Consider the following 19,015-nt stretch of genomic DNA (forward strand, 5'->3'; position numbering starts at 1 on the left):
ATCGTCGCGCGCATCGGCGAGCAGTCCCACCCGGGCAACTCGCTACGTCGGCCATCCTCGGTCGGCGACTTCGAAGCCTCAACCGGTCCCAAGTCCCAGTGGAGTCCCAGCCGCTCGCGGCCAGGGATGAACCCCCAGGTCAGGACCGGTATGCACAGTTCAACAATATGAGGTGCGGTCATCGTGATGGTTCCGTTCGAGGGTTGCTGTGAAGGGTTGCTCTCGAAGGATCACGCGGTGGCCGCACTACGTCTCGTCGAAAACGACGATCCCGGCGACCGCGCTACACCACTATCAGGGACTCAACTGGTCAGGGGAACTTCCACGGTTTGCACCGTGGATGCGTCTTGCTTAGCCGCGCCGCTCTCCACGTCATCCGGCTGTATCGGTCAACCCCGATCAGCCCTTTCAAGCTCGTACACGACCCGCATCCGGTCCGTGACGTCGTTGAGGTCTTCAGTGTGGATGCTGAGGTAGCCACTGCGGTTCCTGAGGATTTGCTTGGCTTCGGTCTTGGCCCAGAAAAGTCTGTCGATCCAGCTCTGGAAGGTCCTGCCCGATGCACGGGCATAGGCGAGAGCTGCCTCAGCGGCGTCATGTTCGGCGCGGTCCTCCAGCACGACGTGAAGGTCGATGTCTCCGAAGTCTGTGGCTCCCTGGTCCAGTAGCGAGCCAAACAGTGAAATCCTCTCGATCCACACAGGCTTGCCTGGATCGGAGTTGTACGACGCTGCTCGGTCTAGCACGCCGGCGAGAAGCGCCTCTGCCTTTGCGCGGTTGATCGGCTTGAGGAACGAGGCTCCGGCCAGGCCGCTGCCAAGAAGTGTCGTGTTCCACCACGCTTCGGGCTCGCCGTCGTACTCGAGGGATTGGTGCGTGACGTACCCACCGGACTCGAGCTGGTGGAGAAGCCGGTCGGCCTCCGCGACGTCGACCTTGACGACGTGCGCGATGTATTCGGTGCGCGTCCAGTCGACCAAGCAGGCGCGCGCGAGTGCGCGTGCGACGCCGGGCTCGATCCCCGCTACGGTCACTCCGCGCTGCACTCGCATGGGCCAACGATGGCACGGGCGCTGGCGCCGAGCCGGAAACGAGAGGCTCGCGACTGGGCACCTCAATGCTGCCGACGTGGGGCACTCTCATGAAGTCGCAGGTCAGCACCCCATTCGTGCCATGCCCGCCGGTGTCCGCGCAGGTCAGGGGCTCGATTCGTGTCAATGTCCCGATCCGGATCCCGAACCCCTGGATCCTGACGCGAATGTGACACGAGTTGATACGCTGAGGTACGTCCAGCGATGTCTGGATACGGGAGTCCCGGGAATACGCTCGGTGCTCTAACCAGCAAGAATACGTCTGACCTGCTCGAGTGCCCGCACCCCAGAAGTCACACGGAGAAGTACTTCGCTTCTGCGTGATGGAGCACGATCGCGTCTGTCGTCATTGGGGTCTGGTGCGCGTCTTCTAGACCTACTGGTCCGCATAACGGCCGAATCGCTTCGGATCTCAAGACCGTCTCGGGACGATCACTGAGTGCCGCGTCTTGACATCGTCGCCTGTGCCGAGAGTGACCAACATTCGCACGTCCGGGCTGACGTCTGAATGGATCCCTTTGGTGGCGTGGATCAGTTTCCAGGCGTCCTGCATTCGCGCGTACCAGGTCTCGGTCTCGCCCGGAGGCAGACGGAACGGAAGATCCGGTCCGATGGAGTTGCCGAGCGGATGGAACGACACCCCACCTCGAACCAGTGCCACGCCGTACTTGTCGATCCTGACTGTCGCTCGTCCGACGTTCGTCACAGCGATGCCGATTACTTCCTCGCCAGCGAATCCGCCGGATGCCAACTGGTCGAGCCTTCTCGGCTGGCGGTCACCCCCGACCTTGCCGGTAGCTGCGAGACGGCCAGAGTGAAGCCCGTGGACGAGAGCGACCCGTACACGTCGGCCGTCATACACCCACGCGAACGCCTGCCAGCCCACAGAAAGGCTCGCGACGAGCAGGCCAAGGCTTCCTACGATGAACCCTGCGAGTTCCATAGCAGGGACCCTATGTTGAGCCACCGACATTGAATCGGTCCCCGGCTGAACGTCTGTCGAGGCGGCAGCCGACATAGAGCAGGACCTGGGCGCCGAGCAGCCGTGACGCGACGGCAAGCAGGGGGCGGAGATCAACTTCTGCGTCTGCTTCGAATTGGTTGTGGATTTCGCCCCCCGATCAGTCGCGGGGCCCGGTGATGTCCGCGCTCTACGAAGGCGTCCAATCGAGGTCGGCCTGACGGTCGCACTCGCGGGTCTGGTGTGTGTGACGCATCCGCCGGACGCGAACTAATGGACAAACCGCTGGCCTTCTCGACGTGCGCGATGCATTCGGTGCGGGTAACTAGAGAGGCAGCGCGCGGTCGACCACGACTTCCATCATTCTGGGGATGGTCCACATCGCCGGCTGCGCTGTCGTCTATCTCCTCGCCGGATACGGCGCGCGGCGCGTGCTGACTACCCGGCCGACTGCAGTTCGGGTGGTCACGCGCGCCTCCGGCGCGGCCATGATCCTGATCGGATCTCTCCTCATCGTCGAGAAGGTGCTGATGTGAATGAACGAAGAACGCAGGCGGCAGACGCCGCAGGAACGCTTGCAGCTGAGCCAGGCCGCGATCAAGCGAGTGCGGAGCAGCTGTGCCCGCCAGGGCCAGGCCCTAGCAGGTGGAGCAATGGAGGCGCACGAGCAGTCCCGTCTACGGGTGCCGAGATTTCCGCTCTCCTCGTGACTGGCGCTTCGGGCTGTCCACGACCTGACGTCGAGGTGAGAGGCCTGGCGGCACGGCGGTCGACTCGCGGGGGGGCTGGCAGTCGACGGCGGTTGACCCACTCTCCATCGGCGCCCACGCCAGGCCCGAACCCCGCATGGACTCGTGGAACGGGTCCTCCGGACCGATCTCGCCGCCCGGACGACCGTGCCGGTGAACGCGGGATCGGTAGATCGCGGCCCTCGTCTGCCGAAGGGCGACTACACCGTCCAGGTAACTGTGACCGGCGAGCAGCCTGCCTGGTTCAGGGAGAACAGCGAACGTTTCGGTCCGATGGACACGTTCGCGTTGATCAAGGAGCTGATAGTCCTGGAAAAACACCGTCGTGACGCTGGTCGCGCGATGGCGTTCCCAGCGTCACGGAGCGGTCTCAGCGGCTCTGGTCGGCGTACTGCTCGACGAGGCCGGTCACGCTCTGGACGAGTCCGTTCTCGGCGCAGCCGGGCTGAAGCTTGGAGGTCAACGCCTGGAACGTCTGGTGGTACTCGGACTCGTTGTCCAGGACGTAGCTGGAGGGGGCGTGACCGCCGCTGACGGTGACGACCATGGTCTTGGTCAGGGGCGACTCCTCTTTCACGCGCAACCCGATCTTGGTGTAGATCTCGGCGTTGACCGTGGTCAGGGCGACGTCACCGATACCGAGCAGACCGGTGCGCAGAGTGACGTCCGGTCCGTCGGTGTACTCTCCGGGAACGCCCTCGCGAGCGTCGTCGAGACGGGTGCGGCCCGGGCAGGTGACGCTGTCGGCAGTACCCCAGATCTCGGGTGTGGCAGTGTGCTCTGTAGTGGTCGACATCACGCGGATGGCTTCTTCGCCGAGGACCACGCCCAGGGAATCGATGTAGCGGAACAGGTCCCGCAGGACCTGGGTGTCCGCCGGTCGGCCCGGCCTGCTGCGCAGTGGTGCCTCGATGTCCTCCCGGACCAGCTCGTAGCCCGTGATCTCCGCGCCGCTGCGTGAGGCGAGCATGTTGGTCCCGGCCCGGAGCGAGCGGGGGTTCTGGTCGCCGGCGGCGCCCTGGTTGTACACCGCGACCATCTCGTCGCCGAATGCCTTCTCGATGTATCTGCTGGTCGCGGCGGGGAAGTCGCCGGTGGTGTGCGCGGCGAGGTAGGCGTTGACCGGGTGCATCGCATAGCTGAGGTAGGCCGCGATGGGTGAGCCGTCGGGGCGCACGAACGACAGCACGGCGAGCTCCGTGTCCGTCACCGCGTCCAGATTCGCCGCCTGGGTCCACTTCTTGGTGGCCGGGTTGATGGTGTCGCGGTTCACGTTGAGGTAGGCGTCGCCAGAGCCGTAACCCATCAGGGCGGGTTCCATCTTCGAGGAGGCATCCTTTACGGCCCGCACCATGACGTCGCCGACGAAGTCCTGCCCGTAGCGGCCACCACCCGGGTTCTCGACGGTTCCCGGCGGTCGGTCGCTGTGGGTGTGGGTGCTGGAGATTATGACGTTCTCAACCGGTGTCTTCAGCTCCCCGGCAACCCGCTTGACGGCGTCCTGCCAGACCGGGTCGGCGATGCCGCTGAGGTCGGCGCCGATCAGGGCGGCGCGCTTGCCCTTGTTCTCGAAGACGATGGCGCGCACAAAGAGCTTCTCGTGGTCGTACTCGTCCAGCGCCGGGAACTCGGGATCGGCTGCCGGCGAGATATCGATGCGCGCGGCGCCGGCCCGCAGCACGTTCTTGCCCTTGTCAGGGGCTGTCCGAGCCTGCTCGGTGGTGGTGGCGGGCACAGTGGCCGAAGCCGCCGTGAGCAACGGCGCCGTGCCAAGGGCTACTGCCGCGGCGGCGGCGACGTAGGCAGCGCGAACTCTCGAGATCCGCATGGATGGGTTCCTTTCTCGGGTCTGCCCGGAGGCAGAAGGAAGGTGCTGAGTGAGCCTGGCGGAGTCAGGTCATGATCTGGCCGCCGGTGACGTTCAAGGCTTGCCCCGTCATCGCGCTGCTCTCGTCGGATGCGAGGAAGCTCACGACTGCGGCGACCTCACCCGGCTCGATGAAGCGACCCATCGGGCTGCCCGCCTCCCATTCGCGGCGCACGTCCTCGACTGGCCTGCCTTCGGCCTCGGCGTGCGACTGCATGACCTTCTCGATCCTGTCCACCTCGACAGGTCCCGGGCATACGGCATTCACGCGGATCCCATCCTCGACGAGCTCCAGGGCGAGCGTCTGGGTGAGGCCGAGCAGCGCCCACTTGCTGGCCACGTAGTCGGCGCGGTACGGAAGCCCACGACGGGCCACGTTGCTCGCGATGTTGACGATTTGGCCACCGCCGTCCGCGGCGAGCAGCGGGATCAGCTCGCGGGTCACGAGCATCGTCCCGGTGAGGTTCGTGGCGATGGTGCGCTGCCAGCTCGCCAGCGGCATGTCTTGTACGAGCTGTGCCTCGCCGTTGATGCCCGCATTGTTCACCAGGACGTCGAGCGAGCCGCCGCAGATCTCGGCGACACGCTCGCCGAAGGAACGCACGCTGCCCTCGTCGGTGATGTCGCAGTGCACGTGGTGGGCCTCGGCCCCCGCCGCCTGTACCAACGTCAGCGTCTCGTCGACCGGCTGTACGTCGGCGAGGACCAGTCGCGCCCCGCTACGGGCGAAATCCGCGGCGATGTGCTGGCCGATGCCCGCTGCGCTGCCGGTGACGACCACTGTCCGGGTCTTGGTTGTCATGCTGTTCTACTCCTAGGTTCGAGGACGAGGTGCGTGCTGATGAGGACCCGTGGTCCCGGTCGTGCGCGGTCTAGCACATGTAGGCCGGGCGGTTGCCAGCAACCGTCGTCCGGATCCGGTACACCGAGGTCAGTGCGGTGATGTAGAGGGTCTTCCAGTCGTCGCCGCCCCAGTTCAGGTTCGCCGCCTGCTCGGGAACCTCGATCGTCCCGAGCCGTTCGCCGGACGGTGTGTAGACCCAGATGCCGCCCGGTGCGGTGACGTAGACGTTGCCCAGCTCGTCGACCTTCATGCCGTCTACATAGGCGTCGTCGCGGGCAGGGGTGAGGCTGATGCCCTCCGCGAACAATCCGGCGTCCCGCAGCGGCCCAGACCGGTTGGCCATGTCGAACGAGCGGATGTGTGCGCGGACGGTGTCGCCTACGTACAGGACAGACTGGTCGGGGGAGAGGCACAAGCCGTTCGGCTGCTCCACGTCGGCGACGAGCAGCTGTGGCTCGCCACCCTCCGGAGGTATCCGGTACACGCCACGGTGCTGCTGCGGGACGTCCCGGACCACTCCGACGGTCGGCAAGGTGCGGCCGAAGCTGGGGTCGGTGAACAGAATGCCGCCGTCACGCATGACCACCACGTCATTCGGACTGTTGAGCTCGGCACCTGACCAGTGCGCGGCGATCACCTCGCGCTCGCCGAGTGGAACAGCCGTTCGGGTCACGGTGCTCGTGGCATGTTCGCAGACGATCAGCCGTCCCTCGTTGTCGAGCGTCATTCCGTTGCCTTTGCCGTTGGGCGAACGGACGACCGACTGGCCGACGTCCGGACTCCAGCGCATGAGCCGGTCGGCGGTGATGTCGCTGAACAGCAACGCCCCGTCGGGCAGCCACACCGGGCCTTCGGTGAAGACGCAGCCGGTGACGATCTGTTCCATCTCGGCGGTGGGCTCGACGAGCTCGTCGATGCCCCTTGTCGGTCGGACGGTCATGCCTGCCTCACTGTTCCTATGAGCTGGAGGGGGTGGTGTGCGGGGATTGCGGTGGTGCACTCCGCGCACTGGGGCCACCTGGCGTCAGGGCGTGGCGCCACTGCGCCGTCCGAGCCGGAGGGTCGCGCCGACGGCCACGAGAATGATGACGCCCTGGACCGCGGTCTGCAGGTACTGGGAGACGCCCAAGATGTTCAGGAGGTTCCCCACCACCGCGAGCACGAGCACGCCGAGCACGACGTCGCGCACACGCCCGGCACCGCCTGCGAGGCTCAGCCCGCCGACGGCGACCGCGGCGATCGAGTCGAGCATGAAGCTCTCCCCGTCTGACGGCAGCACCGTGCCGGTCCGTGCCAGGAACAGCATCCCGGCAACCGCGGCGAACAAGCCGGCTGTCGCGTAGACTATGATCTTCACGCGGGGCACGCTCACGCCGCTCAGCCGCGCGGCCGTCTCGTTACCTCCCACGGCGTAGACCATGTGACCGTACTTCGTCCGGCCCAGCAGGACGGAGGCCAGGACGATGAAGAGGACCCAGACCAGCACGGGCGCGGGCACGAACAGCACGTTCGCGTCACCGAACCCCTGGATGCGCTCGTCTGGCTCGGTCACCGGCGCTGCGCCCGTGGCAAGGAAGGTGACGCCCACGACCAGCAGATAGGTCGAGAGGGTGACGATGAAGGGCGGGACGGGCGTGAACCCGACCACGAGCCCGTTGAGGACGCCGACGGACAGGCCCACCGCGAGACCGGCGAGGATCGCCAGGGGCAGTGGCAGGTGCGGCATGAAGGTCGCCTCGACCGAGCTTGCCCCACCGGTGACCATAGCTGCCAGGATCGCCGTCGCCCCGACGGACAGGTCGAGGCCCTTGCACAGCACGGCGAAGGCCTGGGCCAGAGCGAGAACACCGATCACCGAGCTCTGGAAGAGGACGGTTGTCAGGTTCGACGGTCGGATGAAGACACCATCGGTGAGAACTACGGAGACAACGACGAGGGCGCCGAGAACCCAGAGCATCGGGCCACCCGGCAGTGACCGGATGCGGGCCACACGCGCGGCGTGCTCGTCGCTGGTCGGCAGGTTGCCCTTGGTCTCGCTGCTGGAGCCCGGCCGGGCGGTGACGCCTGCGTTCGGTGCGCTCATGAGGCTCTCCTTGCCTGTCCTCGACGCTGCACGAAGAGGGGAATCGTCACGGCGGACAGGATCAGCACCGCCTTGAGCACGTTCTGCAGATAGGTGTCGACGTTCACCAGGTTCATCACGTTGGCGAGCATCAGGTAGATCAGCACGCCCAGCGCGACTCGCAGCACGTTGCCGGCCCCGCCGAGCAGGCTCACACCGCCGATCACGACGACGGCGATGCTGTCGAGCTCCCAGCCCGCGGCGATTCCCGGGCTACCGCTGCTGGATCGGGCGGCGAACAGCACGCCGGCCAGGCCGGCGAGGCACCCCGACAGCAAGTACGCCTTGAGCTGTACCCGCGCCACCGGGACGCCGGCCAGCCGGGCAGTCTCGAGATTGCCTCCGACGGCGTACCAGTGGGTGCCGGTGCGGGTGAACCGCAGCAGGAGATGGACGAGTACGACGATCGCCAGCCAGACGAGGGCGACCAGCGGCACTGGGCCGACATGGGCCGCGTGGAAGGCGACCAGCTGGGCGTCACTGATGACGATGCCCTGGTTGTCGATCGTGAACGCAAGCCCGCGCGCGATACCGAGCACGGCGAGCGTCGCCACGAACGGCGGTATCCGTGCCCAAGTCACGGCGAGGCCGCTGACCGCTCCCATCGCACCGCCCGCGAGGACGGCCACAGGGATGGAGAGCAGCCCGAACTCGGCGATCGTCGAGGCTGTGACCATGGTGCTGAGCGCGACCACGGACCCGACCGACAGGTCGAAGCCGCCCGAGATGATGACGACTGCCTGTCCGACCGCGAGGATGCCGAGCACCGCCGCCTGCTGCAGGATGCTGTTCACGTTGAAGGTGGTCAGGAAGTTCGGGCTGGCGATGAACCCGAGCAGGACGACGCCCACGAAAAGCGTCTCCACGGCGTGCTCTCCGAGGATGCGCCTGCTGCGCCCGGCGACCCGTGACCACGTTCCGCTGGTGGTCTCGGTCGTGGCTCGCTGGTCGCCAGGCGACGAGGTGGTCGTGCCGCCCATCATGCGACCGCCGCCGACGTGGGGACCGCAGCCTCCATGATTGCCTCCTGGGTTGCTTCGTTGCGGGAGAGCTCGGCGGTGACTCGGCCCTCGGACATGACGATCACCCGATCGCTCATCCCGAGGACCTCTGGCAGGTCGGAGGACACCATGACGATGGCGACACCGTCCTCGGCCAGCCGGTTCATGAGGGCATAGATCTCGCTCTTGGCCCCTACGTCCACACCGACTGTCGGCTCGTCAAGCAGGAGGACGGAGACTCCGCGAGCGAGCCACTTGGCCAGGACGACCTTCTGCTGGTTGCCGCCGCTGAGGAACCGCACGGGCTGAGCGGGTGACGGCGTCCGGATCGCGAAGTCGTCGATGAAGCGCCGGGTGACACGACGCATCGCACCGGGACGCAGGAACGGTCCCCAGGAGAGCGAGTCGATCGAGGGGAGGGTGACGTTGTCCTGCACCGAGCGGCCCAGGACCAGGCCCGCGCCACGTCGGTCCTCTGGCACGAGCCCGATCCCGTGGGCGATGCCCGCCCGGGCCGAACCGCCGGCCAGCCGCTGTCCCTCGACGGCGACCTCTCCGTCGTCGGGGGACAGGTCGCCGAAGATGCCCGACAGGAGCGAGCTCCGCCCCGCACCGACTAGTCCAGCGATGCCGAGGATCTCACCGTGTCGGACGTCGAAGGAGACGTCCTGGAACCGTCCCGCGGCCGTCAGGCCGCGTACCGAGAGCGCCACCGTCTCGCGTGCGGCGGGCACCTTCCCGAACTGGTCGGTCAGGTCGCGCCCGACCATCGACCGGATCATCGCCGGGATCGAGGTATCCCGGACCTCCGTGGTCTCCACACCCCGGCCGTCACGCAGCACCGTCACGCGGTCTCCGAGCTGGATCACCTCGTCGAGCCGGTGTGAGATGTAGATGATGCCGATGCCCCGGTCGCACAGCGTGCGGATGATCCCGAAAAGGCCGGACAGCTCGTGGTCACTGAGCACCGCGCTCGGCTCGTCCATGATGAGCACCCGGTTCTCGCGTGTGAGCGCCTTGGCGATCTGCACCAGCTGGGCGTTCGCGGCCGAGAGATCGGCCACGCGGAGGTCCACCGCAAGGCCGACGCCGAGATCGTCGAGCACATGGCGCGCCGATCGGCGCATGCCTCGCCGGTCGAGAGTGCCGTACCGGGTGCGCGGCTCATGGCCGAGGTACATGTTCTGCCAGACCGTGAGGTCGGGTACGAGGTCCGTCTCCTGGTAGATCGCTGATATCCCCAGCTCATGGGCCGCAGCCGGCCGGAGCTCGTTGTGCGTATGCCCGGCGACCTCAATCGTTCCCTGGGTGGGCTGTTCCGCACCGGTAAGGATGCGCGTCAGGGTCGACTTCCCCGCGCCGTTCTCGCCGATGAGGCAGTGCACCTCGCCCGCACGCAGGTCGAGGTCGACACCCTTGAGGGCTGCCACACCCGCATAGTTCTTGGTGATGCCCACCATCCGCACGAGCGCGTCGGGCACTGCTGAGTCCATGTGTTCCGTCATGAGTCAGCAGCAGTTCAGGTTCTGGGCGCGGAGCTCTTCGATCCGGGCCTTGATCTGCTCGGTCGCGTCTTTGGTGCCGATCTGGTACTCGGTCTTGGGCAGCAGGATCTTGGTGTCCTCGAGCGTGCCCTCCTGGGCCGCGCGCCAGGTCTCCATCGTGATAGCGCCGTACTGGGGCGGGGTCGAGATCGTGTAGTACATCTCGCCGGCGAGCATGGCCTCCAGCCCGGTGCGCTGGGCGTCCTTGCCCCAGACCCAGGGGAAGAGCTCGGTCCTGTCGGCGGCCTTGATCGCCTGGATCGCTCCGAGCGCGGACTCGTCGTTGTCCGCGACGACGCCGTCGATCGTGCCGGCGTCGAAACGCTGCAGGAGGTCCTCCATGCACTTGCGACCAGGCTCGGCGGCGTACAGACCGTCGCAGGAGCCGGCGATCTCGATGCCTGGGTTGTCGGCCAGCACCTCGTCGATGCCTTCCTGCATATCGATCACGGGGGAGGAGCCGGTGGTGCCGGTGATGTGGACGATGCGCCCCTTGGGAGCACCGTTCTTCTCGGTGAGGCCTGCGACGATGCTTTCCGCGACCTTCCTGCCGGACTCGACGAAGTCGATCGTGATCAGTGCCTCGTACTGGCCCTCGCCCGGCGTGCCGGGAAGTTCGCGGTCGACCACGATGAGCGGCACTCCGGCCGCGTCGGCCAGGCCCGGAACGGGCGCCAGCGGTTCGTACTGCACCGGTGCCACGACCAGCAAGTCGGGCTTGCGAGCCAGCAGGTCGTTGACGTCCTGGAGTTGCTTCGCGACGTCGTCGTTCGCCGAGGCCTGGATGAACGTGCATCCCGCCGCCTCGACCTGCTCCTGCATGTCGCGGGAGTTCTCCACGCGCCATTCACCGCTGAGTGATCCCTGTGAGTAGGCGACGGTGCAGTCTCCGCCACCGTCGGCTCCTGTACTGCTGCCGTCAAGGGCTTCCATGGCGTGGGATTCTGCAAGGAGCTGCAGCACTATGCGCCAGAAGGCGAGGAAGTGGCGCCGTCCACAGGCTAGGCTCACTCTGTAGCGGGGTGCCAGAAGAGATCAGAGGACTCTGTAACAGCTCAGGATTCCTGCCCCGGGCGGTACGGCGCTGTTGGCGCAGCGCTCGTTCGTACGGCTCCGTGGCCGTTCGTCTCTGCCCAGAGAGCCGGGCCTTCCCGTAGGCAACCCGCGCTAAACTCACCTAGGCGTCGTCGAGTGCACAGGAGCGAATCGAGTTGGCCACGAGTGAGCATCGAGTCCCGCGCAAGCGGCTGTCCGACCGGGTGGCCGACCAGCTGGAGGCACTGATCGTCGCCGGTGAGTTCCCGGTCGGGAGCAAGCTGCCTGCGGAGCCGGAGCTCGCGCAGCGGTTCGAGGTGGGTCGGAGCTCGATGCGCGAAGCGGTCCGTACGCTTGCAGCGGCGGGCTACCTGCGAAGCACGCACGGTAGCGGCGTGTACGTGACGAGCGACCGGTCCAGCCGGATTGGCCCGCTCGACCTGACGCTGGCCGGCGGGTACACGATGAGCGACCTGTTCGAGGTGCGTATCGCGATCGAGAGTACGACCGCCGAGCTGGCCGCTCGCCGGCTGACCGACCATCACCTGGAGCTGCTGCAGTCGATCCTGACCGCTGCCGGCGACGCGGAGGCGACCCAGGAAGAGTTCGTCCGGCTCGACGGCCGTTTTCACCGGCAGGTAGCCGAGGCGAGCGGCAACCCGCTGTTGCTGCTCGTATGGGACTCGTTCGCGGCGCAGCACGAGGAGTACTCGCTCAAGGTCATCGGCATGCCCGGCCGCCAGGAACGTGCGCACGCGGACCATGTGGCCATCGCGGAGGCCATCGCCGAGCGGGATCCCGAACGGGCTGGCCGGCTGGCCGGCGATCATGTGCGCACCGTCCAGGCCGAACTGAAGTCCCAGCCCGCAAGACCTGCCGTCGTGCGACAGCCCCGCTCGGCGGGATAGCCGGTCGAGGCTGTCATGGGGCTGCGTCGGGCGCGTGTTCGCGCACGGCGCATTCACTTCGCCGGCCGACGGGTCCGGGTCAGCGGTACGCGCGCTCGTACTGGGCGGGCTTATACGGCAGGTCGTAGCGGAGGGCCTCGGCTGCGCGGATCGGGAAGTTGGGATCGCGCAGCGACTCACGGCCGACGAGGACGACGTCTGCCTGCCCGAGCGCGACGATCTGCTCCGCCTGGAACGGGTTGTCGATCATCCCGACAGCGGCGACCGGCAGCCCGGTCGTCTGCTTGATGGAGGTCGCGAACGGGAGCTGATAGCCGGGTCCGACCGGGATTCGGGCGTCGGCGACGTTCCCGCCGGTCGAGACCGAGATGAGGTCGGTGCCGTGCTCGCCGAGCCACGCTGTCAGACGTTCGGTCTGCGACAGGTCCCAGCCGCCCTCTATCCAGTCGGTGGCGGAGAGGCGAACGACCAGCGGGACGTCTTGCCCCACCTCGGCACGGATGGCGTCGACGGTCTCGAGGAGCACGCGGGAGCGGTTCTCGAGCGACCCGCCGTACTCGTCGGCGCGCTGGTTCGACAGCGGGGAGAGGAACTCGTGCAGCAGGTAGCCGTGAGCGCCGTGGATCTCGAGAATGTCGAACCCGGCGTCGACGGCGCGGCGTGCCGCTGCGGCGAAGGCATCGACGACCTCTCGGATGTCATCGGTCGTGAGCTCGGTGGGTACGGCGAGCCCGCTGAATGCGATGGGGGAGGGGCCGACGGGCTGCCAGCCGCCGTGCTCGGCGGGGACGTTTCCGTCGGGGTGCGAGCCCCACTCGCGCCAGGTGGACGCCTTTCGGCCGGCGTGCGCGAGCTGGATGCCAGCCTTGGCGCCCTGGGAGCGGATCAAGTCGGTGACGCGCTGGAACGCGTCGCGCTGGGTGTCGTTCCACAGGCCGAGGTCCTGGGGGCTGATGCGCCCCTCTGGGACGACACCGGTGGCCTCGACGACGACAGCGCCGGCGCCCCCGCGAGCGAGTGATCCGAGGTGCATGAGGTGCCAGTCGGTGGGGACACCGTCTTGCGCATCGACGGCGTACTGGCACATCGGCGGGATCCAGATCCGGTTGCGGACCTCAAGCCCGCGGATGGTGATGGGGTCGAAGAGTGCGCGAGTCATGTGTCGCTTCCTGGTTGCGGTGGGGGTGCTCGACGAACGGGACGCACGATGAAACTCACGGTCACGCCCGGGTCTTTCGGTCAGCCGACTTGTACGGCACCAGCCGTAGTACGTTGGAGATCGTAGTATGATAGGTACCATACCAAGAAACCTTGCGGCTAACTGAGGAGAACATGGTGGTTCGGATCCTTGAGCACCCTGGGCGCGACGCGATCACGATCGACGGCGTGCTGTCCGCCCTTGCCGACCCTGTCCGGCGCTCGATCGTGTCGCAGCTCGCCGACGGGCACTCCGAGCAAGCGTGTATCGCGTTCGACCTGCCCGTGACAAAATCGACGTCCACCCACCACTTCCGGGTCCTGCGCGAAGCGGGGGTCATCACACAGCGCTACCGCGGCACGGCGATTCACAATGACCTGCGCAGGGAAGACCTCGACTGCCGGTTCCCTGGTCTCCTCGACTCGGTGCTCATGGCGGGCTGAGCGCGCGGACGCCCGGCGGGTGTCCGGCAGGTCGAGAGCCGCGGCGCGGCCTGCACACCGGTGGTGCGGCACTGGGTCGGTCCGGCTCGTTCTTCGTCGCCGCCGTACTGTCGAGCGTGCAGCAGGAGCGCGATCCTCCGCGAGGAGATCTTTGGCCCGGTGCTGGCGATCGTGCCGTTCGACGACGAGGACGAGGCCATCCGGCTAGCGAACGACGCCGAGTACGGCGCGTCTCCTACGTCTACACCCCTGACTTGGCCCGCGGGCAACGGATGATCGAACGGTTCGAGACTGGCATGACGGGTCTCAACACCGGCATCGTCTCGGACGCCGCTGCGCCGTGCTGTGGGTGGAAGTCGTCCGGCCTGGGCCGCCGCGCACCTCGGGCCATCTGGCCCGCTCCCGACCCGGTCGAGTCGAACCACGCTCAGTGGAAGTGCTGGGCACCATTGATGTCGATCACGGCTCCGCTGACGAACGCGGCATCGTCGGAAGCCAGCCAGCGCACGGCTCCGGCGACGTCGTCCGGGCGGCCAGGGCGGCCGAGCGGGATTCCGGCCACCGTGCGTGCCTTGGACTCGGGAGTCGTGAACGTGTCGTGGAACGGCGTCGCCTCGATGAAGCCGGGGGCCAGGGCGTTCGCCGTGATTCCCTGCGGGCCGAGCTCTGTGGCGAGCGCCCGCGTGAAGCCGAGCACGCCGGCCTTGGCGGTCGCGTAGGCGAGCGCGCCCGGGTGGCCGCCCGTGTGCCCGGCGAGCGAGGCGACATTGATCACGCGCCCGCTTTCGTGCCGTGGCAGGTGGTTCACGGCGTGGTGGGTGAACAGGAACATGCTGTCGAGGTTGACGGCCAGGACGGTGCGCCAACGCTCGAGATCCAGCTCTGCCAGCGTCGCCCGGCCGACCAGCCCGCCCACGTTGTTGACGAGCACGTCCAGCCGTCCCAGGTGGTCGACAGCGGCGTCGACAGCGCGGCGGACCTCCGGTTCTGACGTCGCGTCGACCTGGACCGCGAGCGGCTTGCCGCCGCCCCGCCCGAGCGCGGCCAGCACGTCGTCGTCCGGTACGTGCGTGCGGTAGGTGACCACGACGCTCGCGCCGGCCTCGGCGAGCGCGCGGGCGATCGCGGCGCCGATACCGACGCCGCCGCCCGTGACGAGCGCGGCGCGGCCGGAAAGGGGCGGGGTGCTCATGGTGATGCTCCTCGTGGGGTGGGTGCGGGCGGTCAGGCGGTCCGGTACCGCTCGACGACTTCCATGTTGACCTCGATCCCGAGGCCAGGTCCGGAAGGCACGGCGACGTGCCCGTCCTCAAGGATGGCCGGGTTGACCAGGAGATCGTCTCGGAGCGGGTTGGGGGTGCGGTCGAACTCGATGACGGGTTCGTTCTGCAGCGGTACGGCGCTGTACCCGTAAGGGGTGAGGGGGAGCGTCGCGCAGACGTGCAGCCCGGCGCTCAGTGCGACCCCGCTGCCCCACACGTGCGGCACCGTGCGCAGGTTGTACGTGGAGGCGAGCGTGGCGATCCGCTGCACCTCGGAGATACCGCCGGCCACGCAGATGTCGGGCTGGACGATGTCCACGCAACCACCCGTGATGAAGTCGCGGAACCCGTAGCGCGTGTACTCGGCCTCACCACCCGCGACGGGTACGTCGATCGCGGCGCGCACCCGGGCGTACCCGGCGCGGTCCTCCGGGGGCACAGGCTCCTCGAAGAACTCGAACCGGGCTTCCTCGAGCACCCGACCCATGGCTATCGCAGCGCTGGACGTGTAGGCGTGGTTGGCGTCGGCGAGCAGGCTGAAGTCGTCGCCGAGGGCTTCGCGGACGGCGGCGACGCGCAGGGCGTCCTCGCGTACGGGCAGCAGGCCGACCTTCATCTTGAGCATGGAGAACCCGGACTCGGCGTACCGCGACACCTCGTCCTGCAGCGCGGGAAGATCGCGAGCCGGGTCGAGTCCGGTGTGCCGGTAGTAGCCGCCCGTGCCGTAGGCGCGCACGCGCTCACGGAACCGCCCGCCCAGCAGGGTCGAGACGCTCACGCCCAGGTACTTGCCCGTGAGGTCCCAGAGCGCGATGTCGATCGCGCTGATGGCCTCGATGTACGTGCCCTTCTGGCCGTAGTCCCTGGTCGAGGCATAAAGGTGCTCCCACACCACCCCAGGGTCGGTGGTGTCGAGCTCGAGCAGACGCGGGCCCAGGACGGCGTCGACGGCCGCCTGCACGGGTTCGGCCGGGCCGTACTGACCGCCCTCGCCCCAGCCCACGACACCATCGGTGGTGGTGAGTCGCACCAGCAGGCTGTTGCGCTCGGGAAACTCCGCCTGCGAGGAATAGAAGCGCTCAGCTCCCAGGGGCACCTTCAGCACGAACGTCTCAACCCGGTCGATCTTCATCTCGCTCCTCTGCTCGAACGCCGCCAGCATTGTCCTGACGACCTCTCGAAGGACCCTAACAGGTCATCTGATGACTTGAGCCGGTCGTTGATGCGGACAATTCGTTCATAATTGGTGGAGGTCACGGAGTTGACCCGGGTATCGGACGCCCGCTACGGTGCGAGTCATCTGAGGAGTCGAAAGCGTCCAACGGCGGACCGCCCTGCAGCATCCATCGTCGCCCCGACCCTCAGAGCTCCTTCAGACCGGGGCCGCTCGCGCGGCCCCCACCCCGGAAGCAGGTGGCGATGATGTCGGCAGCATGGCTGATCATCGATTTCGTTCTGGTCTTCGTGGCGATCGCGTTGCTGATCGTCCGGCTCAAGCTCAACCCGGCGCTCGCGCTGCTCCTCGGGACGATCGTCCTGGGACTCACCACGGGCGTACCTGCCGCCGACGTGGTCGCCGGGATCAACGAGGGTTTCGGATCCCTCATGGCCGAGGTCGGCCTGCTGATCTCGCTCGGTGTGATCATGGGCCTGCTCATGTCGAGCTACGGAGCGGTCCAACGGATTGTGCGCGGAATCCTCAAGATCTTCGGGACCAGGGGATCGCCGTACGCCTTCGGGCTCACGCTCTCCACGCTCACCCCCGCGATCTACTTCGACGTCCTGCTTGTCCTCGTCGCCCCGATCGCGCGTCGCGTGGCCCGGATCACGGGCCGGCCCGTCGCGTCGCTGGCGGGCCCGGTAGCCATGGGTCTCGCTGCGGGTAACGCCCTCGTCATACCCGGCGCCGCAATGCTCGCGTACCTCGGGACGCTCTCCCTCTCGCCGAGCGACGTGCTGGTGCCAGGGTTCCTTGTCGCCGTCCCCGCCGTCGCGGTGTCGATCTTCCTTTATGTCGGGGCGATGGAGCGTCTGGGGTGGTGGGATGCCGCTCGGGACGAGGAGGTCGTCGACGAGCAGATCGAGGTCGAGGCTGAGGACACCCGTCTGCCGTCCATGGCGGTCGCCCTGGCGCCGGTGCTCGTGGTGCTCGTGCTCATTATCGCCGCGATCGTCGCGCCCCTGGCGGGGGTGGACAACGCGGTCGTCGAATTCGTCGGGAGCCCCGTCATCGCGCTCTTCGCAGGGGCCCTCACCGCTCTGGTCATCACTACACGGCGGTCTGGGCTCGCAGGCCAGGCCGACGTGGTGAACAAGGCGCTGGAGACGGTCGGCACCATCCTCGTGGTGACCGCTGTGTCGGGTTCACTCGGTCAGATCATCGCTGGCACCGGCATGCAGGACGTGCTGGCTAATCTCTTCGAGGCGAACTCCGCCCTGCCGCTGCTGGCCGTCTGGTTCGTCGCCGCGGTCATGCGCATGGCCATCGGCGGGCAGACCGTCGCGGGCATCACCGCGATCAGCATCATCGCCCCGCTGGTCGACGGGCTCGGCCTCAGCCCGGTGCTCGTGGTCCTCGCGGCCGGTGCCGGCGGGATCTTCGGCGGGCAGTTCAGCGACAACGCCTTCTGGATGCTGCGCAGCCTCTTCGGGCTGTCCACCCGCGGAACGCTCAAGACCTACACGCTGGGGCAGTCGACGCTGTCGGTCGTTGCACTCCTCCTCGTGCTGGCCGCCGACATCTTCGTCTGACGGACACCTCCGCGCACGGCCGTGGATACGGTCCTGACCGGAAGCGGTCCTGTGACGAGTGTCAGTAGCTGGCACGCCGAGGAACGGCCGAACCGTCGAAGCGCGCTGAGAGTGCCTCGGAGCCCCGGGCGAGCAGCGCGACGTCTGCACCGACGAGCACGAACGAGGCACCAGCCGCGAGGTAGGCGTCAGCGACGGCCGGGTCGAACGCGTTGACCCCGACCGGGACGCCGGCGCCGCGCACGATATCGAAAGTGCGCAGCACGGCAGCCATCACGTCCGGATGAGTCTGCTGTCCCAACAACCCCATCGAGGCCGCGAGGTCCGACGGCCCGACGAAGACGCCGTCCACGCCGTCGACGGCAGCGATCTCGGCTGCCGCCTCGACTCCGGCGACGTTCTCGATCTGGACGAACAGGGAGACGTGCTCGTCGGCGGAGGGGAGGTAGCCGTCGACCCGGTTCCAGCGGGCCGAGCGGGCGAGCGCCGAGCCGACGCCGCGGTGGCCGCGTGGTGGATAGCGCACAGCCTGGACGGCGGCGCGCGCCTCGTCAGCCGACGCCACCATGGGGACGAGCAGGTTCTGTGCGCCGAGGTCGAGCACCTGCTTGATGGTCACCGGATCGTTGGCGGGCACGCGCACCACGGGTACCGGCGGGTAGGCGGCAACCGCCTGGAGCTGGGCGAGCACGGAGCCGAGCCCGTTGGGTCCGTGCTCCATGTCGATCAGCAGCCAGTCGAGGCCGCCGCCGGCGCAGATCTCGGCGACGAGCGGGCTGCCGCTGCAGACCCACATCCCGGCGAGCGGGCGGGTTGCGTCCGTCAGGGCGGTGCGGAAGGTCAGGTTCAGACGAAGTGGCACGTAAGGGTTCCCATCTGTCCGTAGTCGCACAGGACGCTGCCGCCGGGGGTTACCCACATCGGCCGGGTGAACGAGCCCGACAGGATGATCTCGCCGGCTTCGAGCCGTGCCCCGTGCTGGTGGAGCTTGTTGGCGAGCCATGCGACACCGTTGGCGGGGTGGTTGAGTACCCCGGCGGCGACCCCTGTCTCCTCGATGGTCTCGTTGCGATAGAGCAGGGCGGAGACTCGCCGCAGGTCCACCCGGGCGGGCCGGGTCGGGTTGCCGCCCAGGATCATGCCGCCGTAGGCGGCGTTGTCTGCGATCGTGTCGACGATGGTCCGGCCCTCGAGCTCGATGTGCGAGTTGAGGATCTCCAGGGCGGGGGTCACGTACTC

17 protein-coding genes and 2 pseudogenes are annotated in these 19,015 nt (G+C 67.6%); 5 read left to right on the top strand and 14 right to left on the bottom strand.

Annotated elements, in window-relative coordinates; genetic code table 11:
• Positions 1-389: 389 nt before the first annotated feature.
• Both APR04_RS15470 and APR04_RS15475 read right to left on the bottom strand, forming a co-directional pair.
• Positions 390-1,052, bottom strand: coding sequence for a hypothetical protein (locus APR04_RS15470; protein ID WP_253871682.1), 663 nt, complete (start codon positions 1,050-1,052; stop codon positions 390-392).
• Positions 1,053-1,503: 451 nt separating this feature from the next.
• Positions 1,504-2,034: a hypothetical protein gene (locus APR04_RS15475; RefSeq protein WP_253871684.1), complete on the bottom strand. Its 531-nt coding sequence runs from the start codon at positions 2,032-2,034 to the stop codon at positions 1,504-1,506.
• A gap of 389 nt (positions 2,035-2,423) precedes the next feature.
• Between APR04_RS15475 and APR04_RS15480 the strand changes: the two genes are divergently transcribed.
• A complete protein-coding gene (locus APR04_RS15480) occupies positions 2,424-2,588 on the top strand; it encodes a hypothetical protein (RefSeq protein WP_253871686.1) in 165 nt (54 codons plus the stop codon).
• A gap of 583 nt (positions 2,589-3,171) precedes the next feature.
• Here APR04_RS15480 and APR04_RS15485 read toward each other — a convergent pair.
• From APR04_RS15485 to APR04_RS15515, 7 genes are all read right to left on the bottom strand, one after another.
• Entirely contained in the window at positions 3,172-4,629 is a 1,458-nt protein-coding gene (locus APR04_RS15485; protein WP_253871688.1) for a neutral/alkaline non-lysosomal ceramidase N-terminal domain-containing protein, read from the bottom strand.
• Between the two features lie 64 nt (positions 4,630-4,693).
• Positions 4,694-5,470 carry an SDR family NAD(P)-dependent oxidoreductase gene (locus APR04_RS15490; RefSeq protein WP_253871690.1) on the bottom strand — a complete coding sequence of 259 codons (777 nt, stop codon included), beginning with the start codon at positions 5,468-5,470 and terminating at the stop codon, positions 4,694-4,696.
• Between the two features lie 70 nt (positions 5,471-5,540).
• A complete protein-coding gene (locus tag APR04_RS15495) occupies positions 5,541-6,452 on the bottom strand; it encodes an SMP-30/gluconolactonase/LRE family protein (RefSeq protein WP_253871692.1) in 912 nt (303 codons plus the stop codon).
• Between the two features lie 84 nt (positions 6,453-6,536).
• Positions 6,537-7,595: an ABC transporter permease gene (locus tag APR04_RS15500; RefSeq protein ID WP_253871694.1), complete on the bottom strand. Its 1,059-nt coding sequence runs from the start codon at positions 7,593-7,595 to the stop codon at positions 6,537-6,539.
• Complete coding sequence (locus APR04_RS15505; RefSeq protein ID WP_253871697.1) at positions 7,592-8,500, bottom strand: ABC transporter permease; 909 nt, start codon at positions 8,498-8,500, stop codon at positions 7,592-7,594. The genes APR04_RS15500 and APR04_RS15505 overlap by 4 nt, the downstream gene beginning before the upstream one ends.
• Positions 8,501-8,613: 113 nt before the next feature.
• Positions 8,614-10,128: a sugar ABC transporter ATP-binding protein gene (locus tag APR04_RS15510; RefSeq protein ID WP_253871699.1), complete on the bottom strand. Its 1,515-nt coding sequence runs from the start codon at positions 10,126-10,128 to the stop codon at positions 8,614-8,616.
• Between the two features lie 15 nt (positions 10,129-10,143).
• Positions 10,144-11,112, bottom strand: a complete 969-nt coding sequence (locus tag APR04_RS15515) for a substrate-binding domain-containing protein (RefSeq protein ID WP_253871701.1) — start codon at positions 11,110-11,112, stop codon at positions 10,144-10,146.
• 278 nt (positions 11,113-11,390) lie between these two features.
• Here APR04_RS15515 and APR04_RS15520 point away from each other — a divergent pair, with 278 nt between their 5' ends.
• A complete protein-coding gene (locus APR04_RS15520) occupies positions 11,391-12,122 on the top strand; it encodes a FadR/GntR family transcriptional regulator (RefSeq protein WP_253871703.1) in 732 nt (243 codons plus the stop codon).
• Between the two features lie 79 nt (positions 12,123-12,201).
• Here the strand turns inward: APR04_RS15520 and APR04_RS15525 are convergent, their stop codons facing one another.
• Positions 12,202-13,281 (bottom strand): NADH:flavin oxidoreductase/NADH oxidase, encoded by a 1,080-nt coding sequence (locus APR04_RS15525; protein WP_253871705.1) that lies wholly within the window; start codon positions 13,279-13,281, stop codon positions 12,202-12,204.
• A gap of 176 nt (positions 13,282-13,457) precedes the next feature.
• Between APR04_RS15525 and APR04_RS15530 the strand changes: the two genes are divergently transcribed.
• The gene (locus tag APR04_RS15530) at positions 13,458-13,763 is read left to right on the top strand and encodes an ArsR/SmtB family transcription factor (protein WP_253871707.1); all 306 of its coding nucleotides are present in this window, start codon (positions 13,458-13,460) and stop codon (positions 13,761-13,763) included.
• A 56-nt stretch (positions 13,764-13,819) separates the two neighbouring features.
• Positions 13,820-14,137 (top strand): annotated as a pseudogene (locus APR04_RS15535) (aldehyde dehydrogenase family protein); the annotation flags it as partial.
• A 53-nt stretch (positions 14,138-14,190) separates the two neighbouring features.
• On the opposite strand, the gene APR04_RS15540 reads toward APR04_RS15535, so the two are convergent.
• Together APR04_RS15540 and APR04_RS15545 are read right to left on the bottom strand one after the other, a co-directional pair.
• Positions 14,191-14,955, bottom strand: coding sequence for an SDR family NAD(P)-dependent oxidoreductase (locus APR04_RS15540; protein WP_253871709.1), 765 nt, complete (start codon positions 14,953-14,955; stop codon positions 14,191-14,193).
• A gap of 32 nt (positions 14,956-14,987) precedes the next feature.
• The gene (locus tag APR04_RS15545) at positions 14,988-16,157 is read right to left on the bottom strand and encodes a mandelate racemase/muconate lactonizing enzyme family protein (RefSeq protein WP_253871711.1); all 1,170 of its coding nucleotides are present in this window, start codon (positions 16,155-16,157) and stop codon (positions 14,988-14,990) included.
• Positions 16,158-16,447: 290 nt separating this feature from the next.
• Here APR04_RS15545 and APR04_RS15550 point away from each other — a divergent pair, with 290 nt between their 5' ends.
• Positions 16,448-17,776 carry a GntP family permease gene (locus APR04_RS15550; RefSeq protein WP_253871713.1) on the top strand — a complete coding sequence of 443 codons (1,329 nt, stop codon included), beginning with the start codon at positions 16,448-16,450 and terminating at the stop codon, positions 17,774-17,776.
• A 61-nt stretch (positions 17,777-17,837) separates the two neighbouring features.
• Here APR04_RS15550 and APR04_RS15555 read toward each other — a convergent pair whose 3' ends face one another.
• Together APR04_RS15555 and APR04_RS31310 are read right to left on the bottom strand one after the other, a co-directional pair.
• Complete coding sequence (locus APR04_RS15555) at positions 17,838-18,638, bottom strand: aldolase/citrate lyase family protein (protein WP_253871716.1); 801 nt, start codon at positions 18,636-18,638, stop codon at positions 17,838-17,840.
• Positions 18,623-19,012: pseudogene (locus tag APR04_RS31310) on the bottom strand (FAA hydrolase family protein); the annotation flags it as partial. The gene APR04_RS15555 and the pseudogene APR04_RS31310, both read right to left, overlap by 16 nt.
• Positions 19,013-19,015: the final 3 nt, after the last annotated feature.

The sequence above is a fragment of the Promicromonospora umidemergens genome, assembly GCF_024171995.1.
Classification (GTDB): domain Bacteria; phylum Actinomycetota; class Actinomycetes; order Actinomycetales; family Cellulomonadaceae; genus Promicromonospora; species Promicromonospora umidemergens.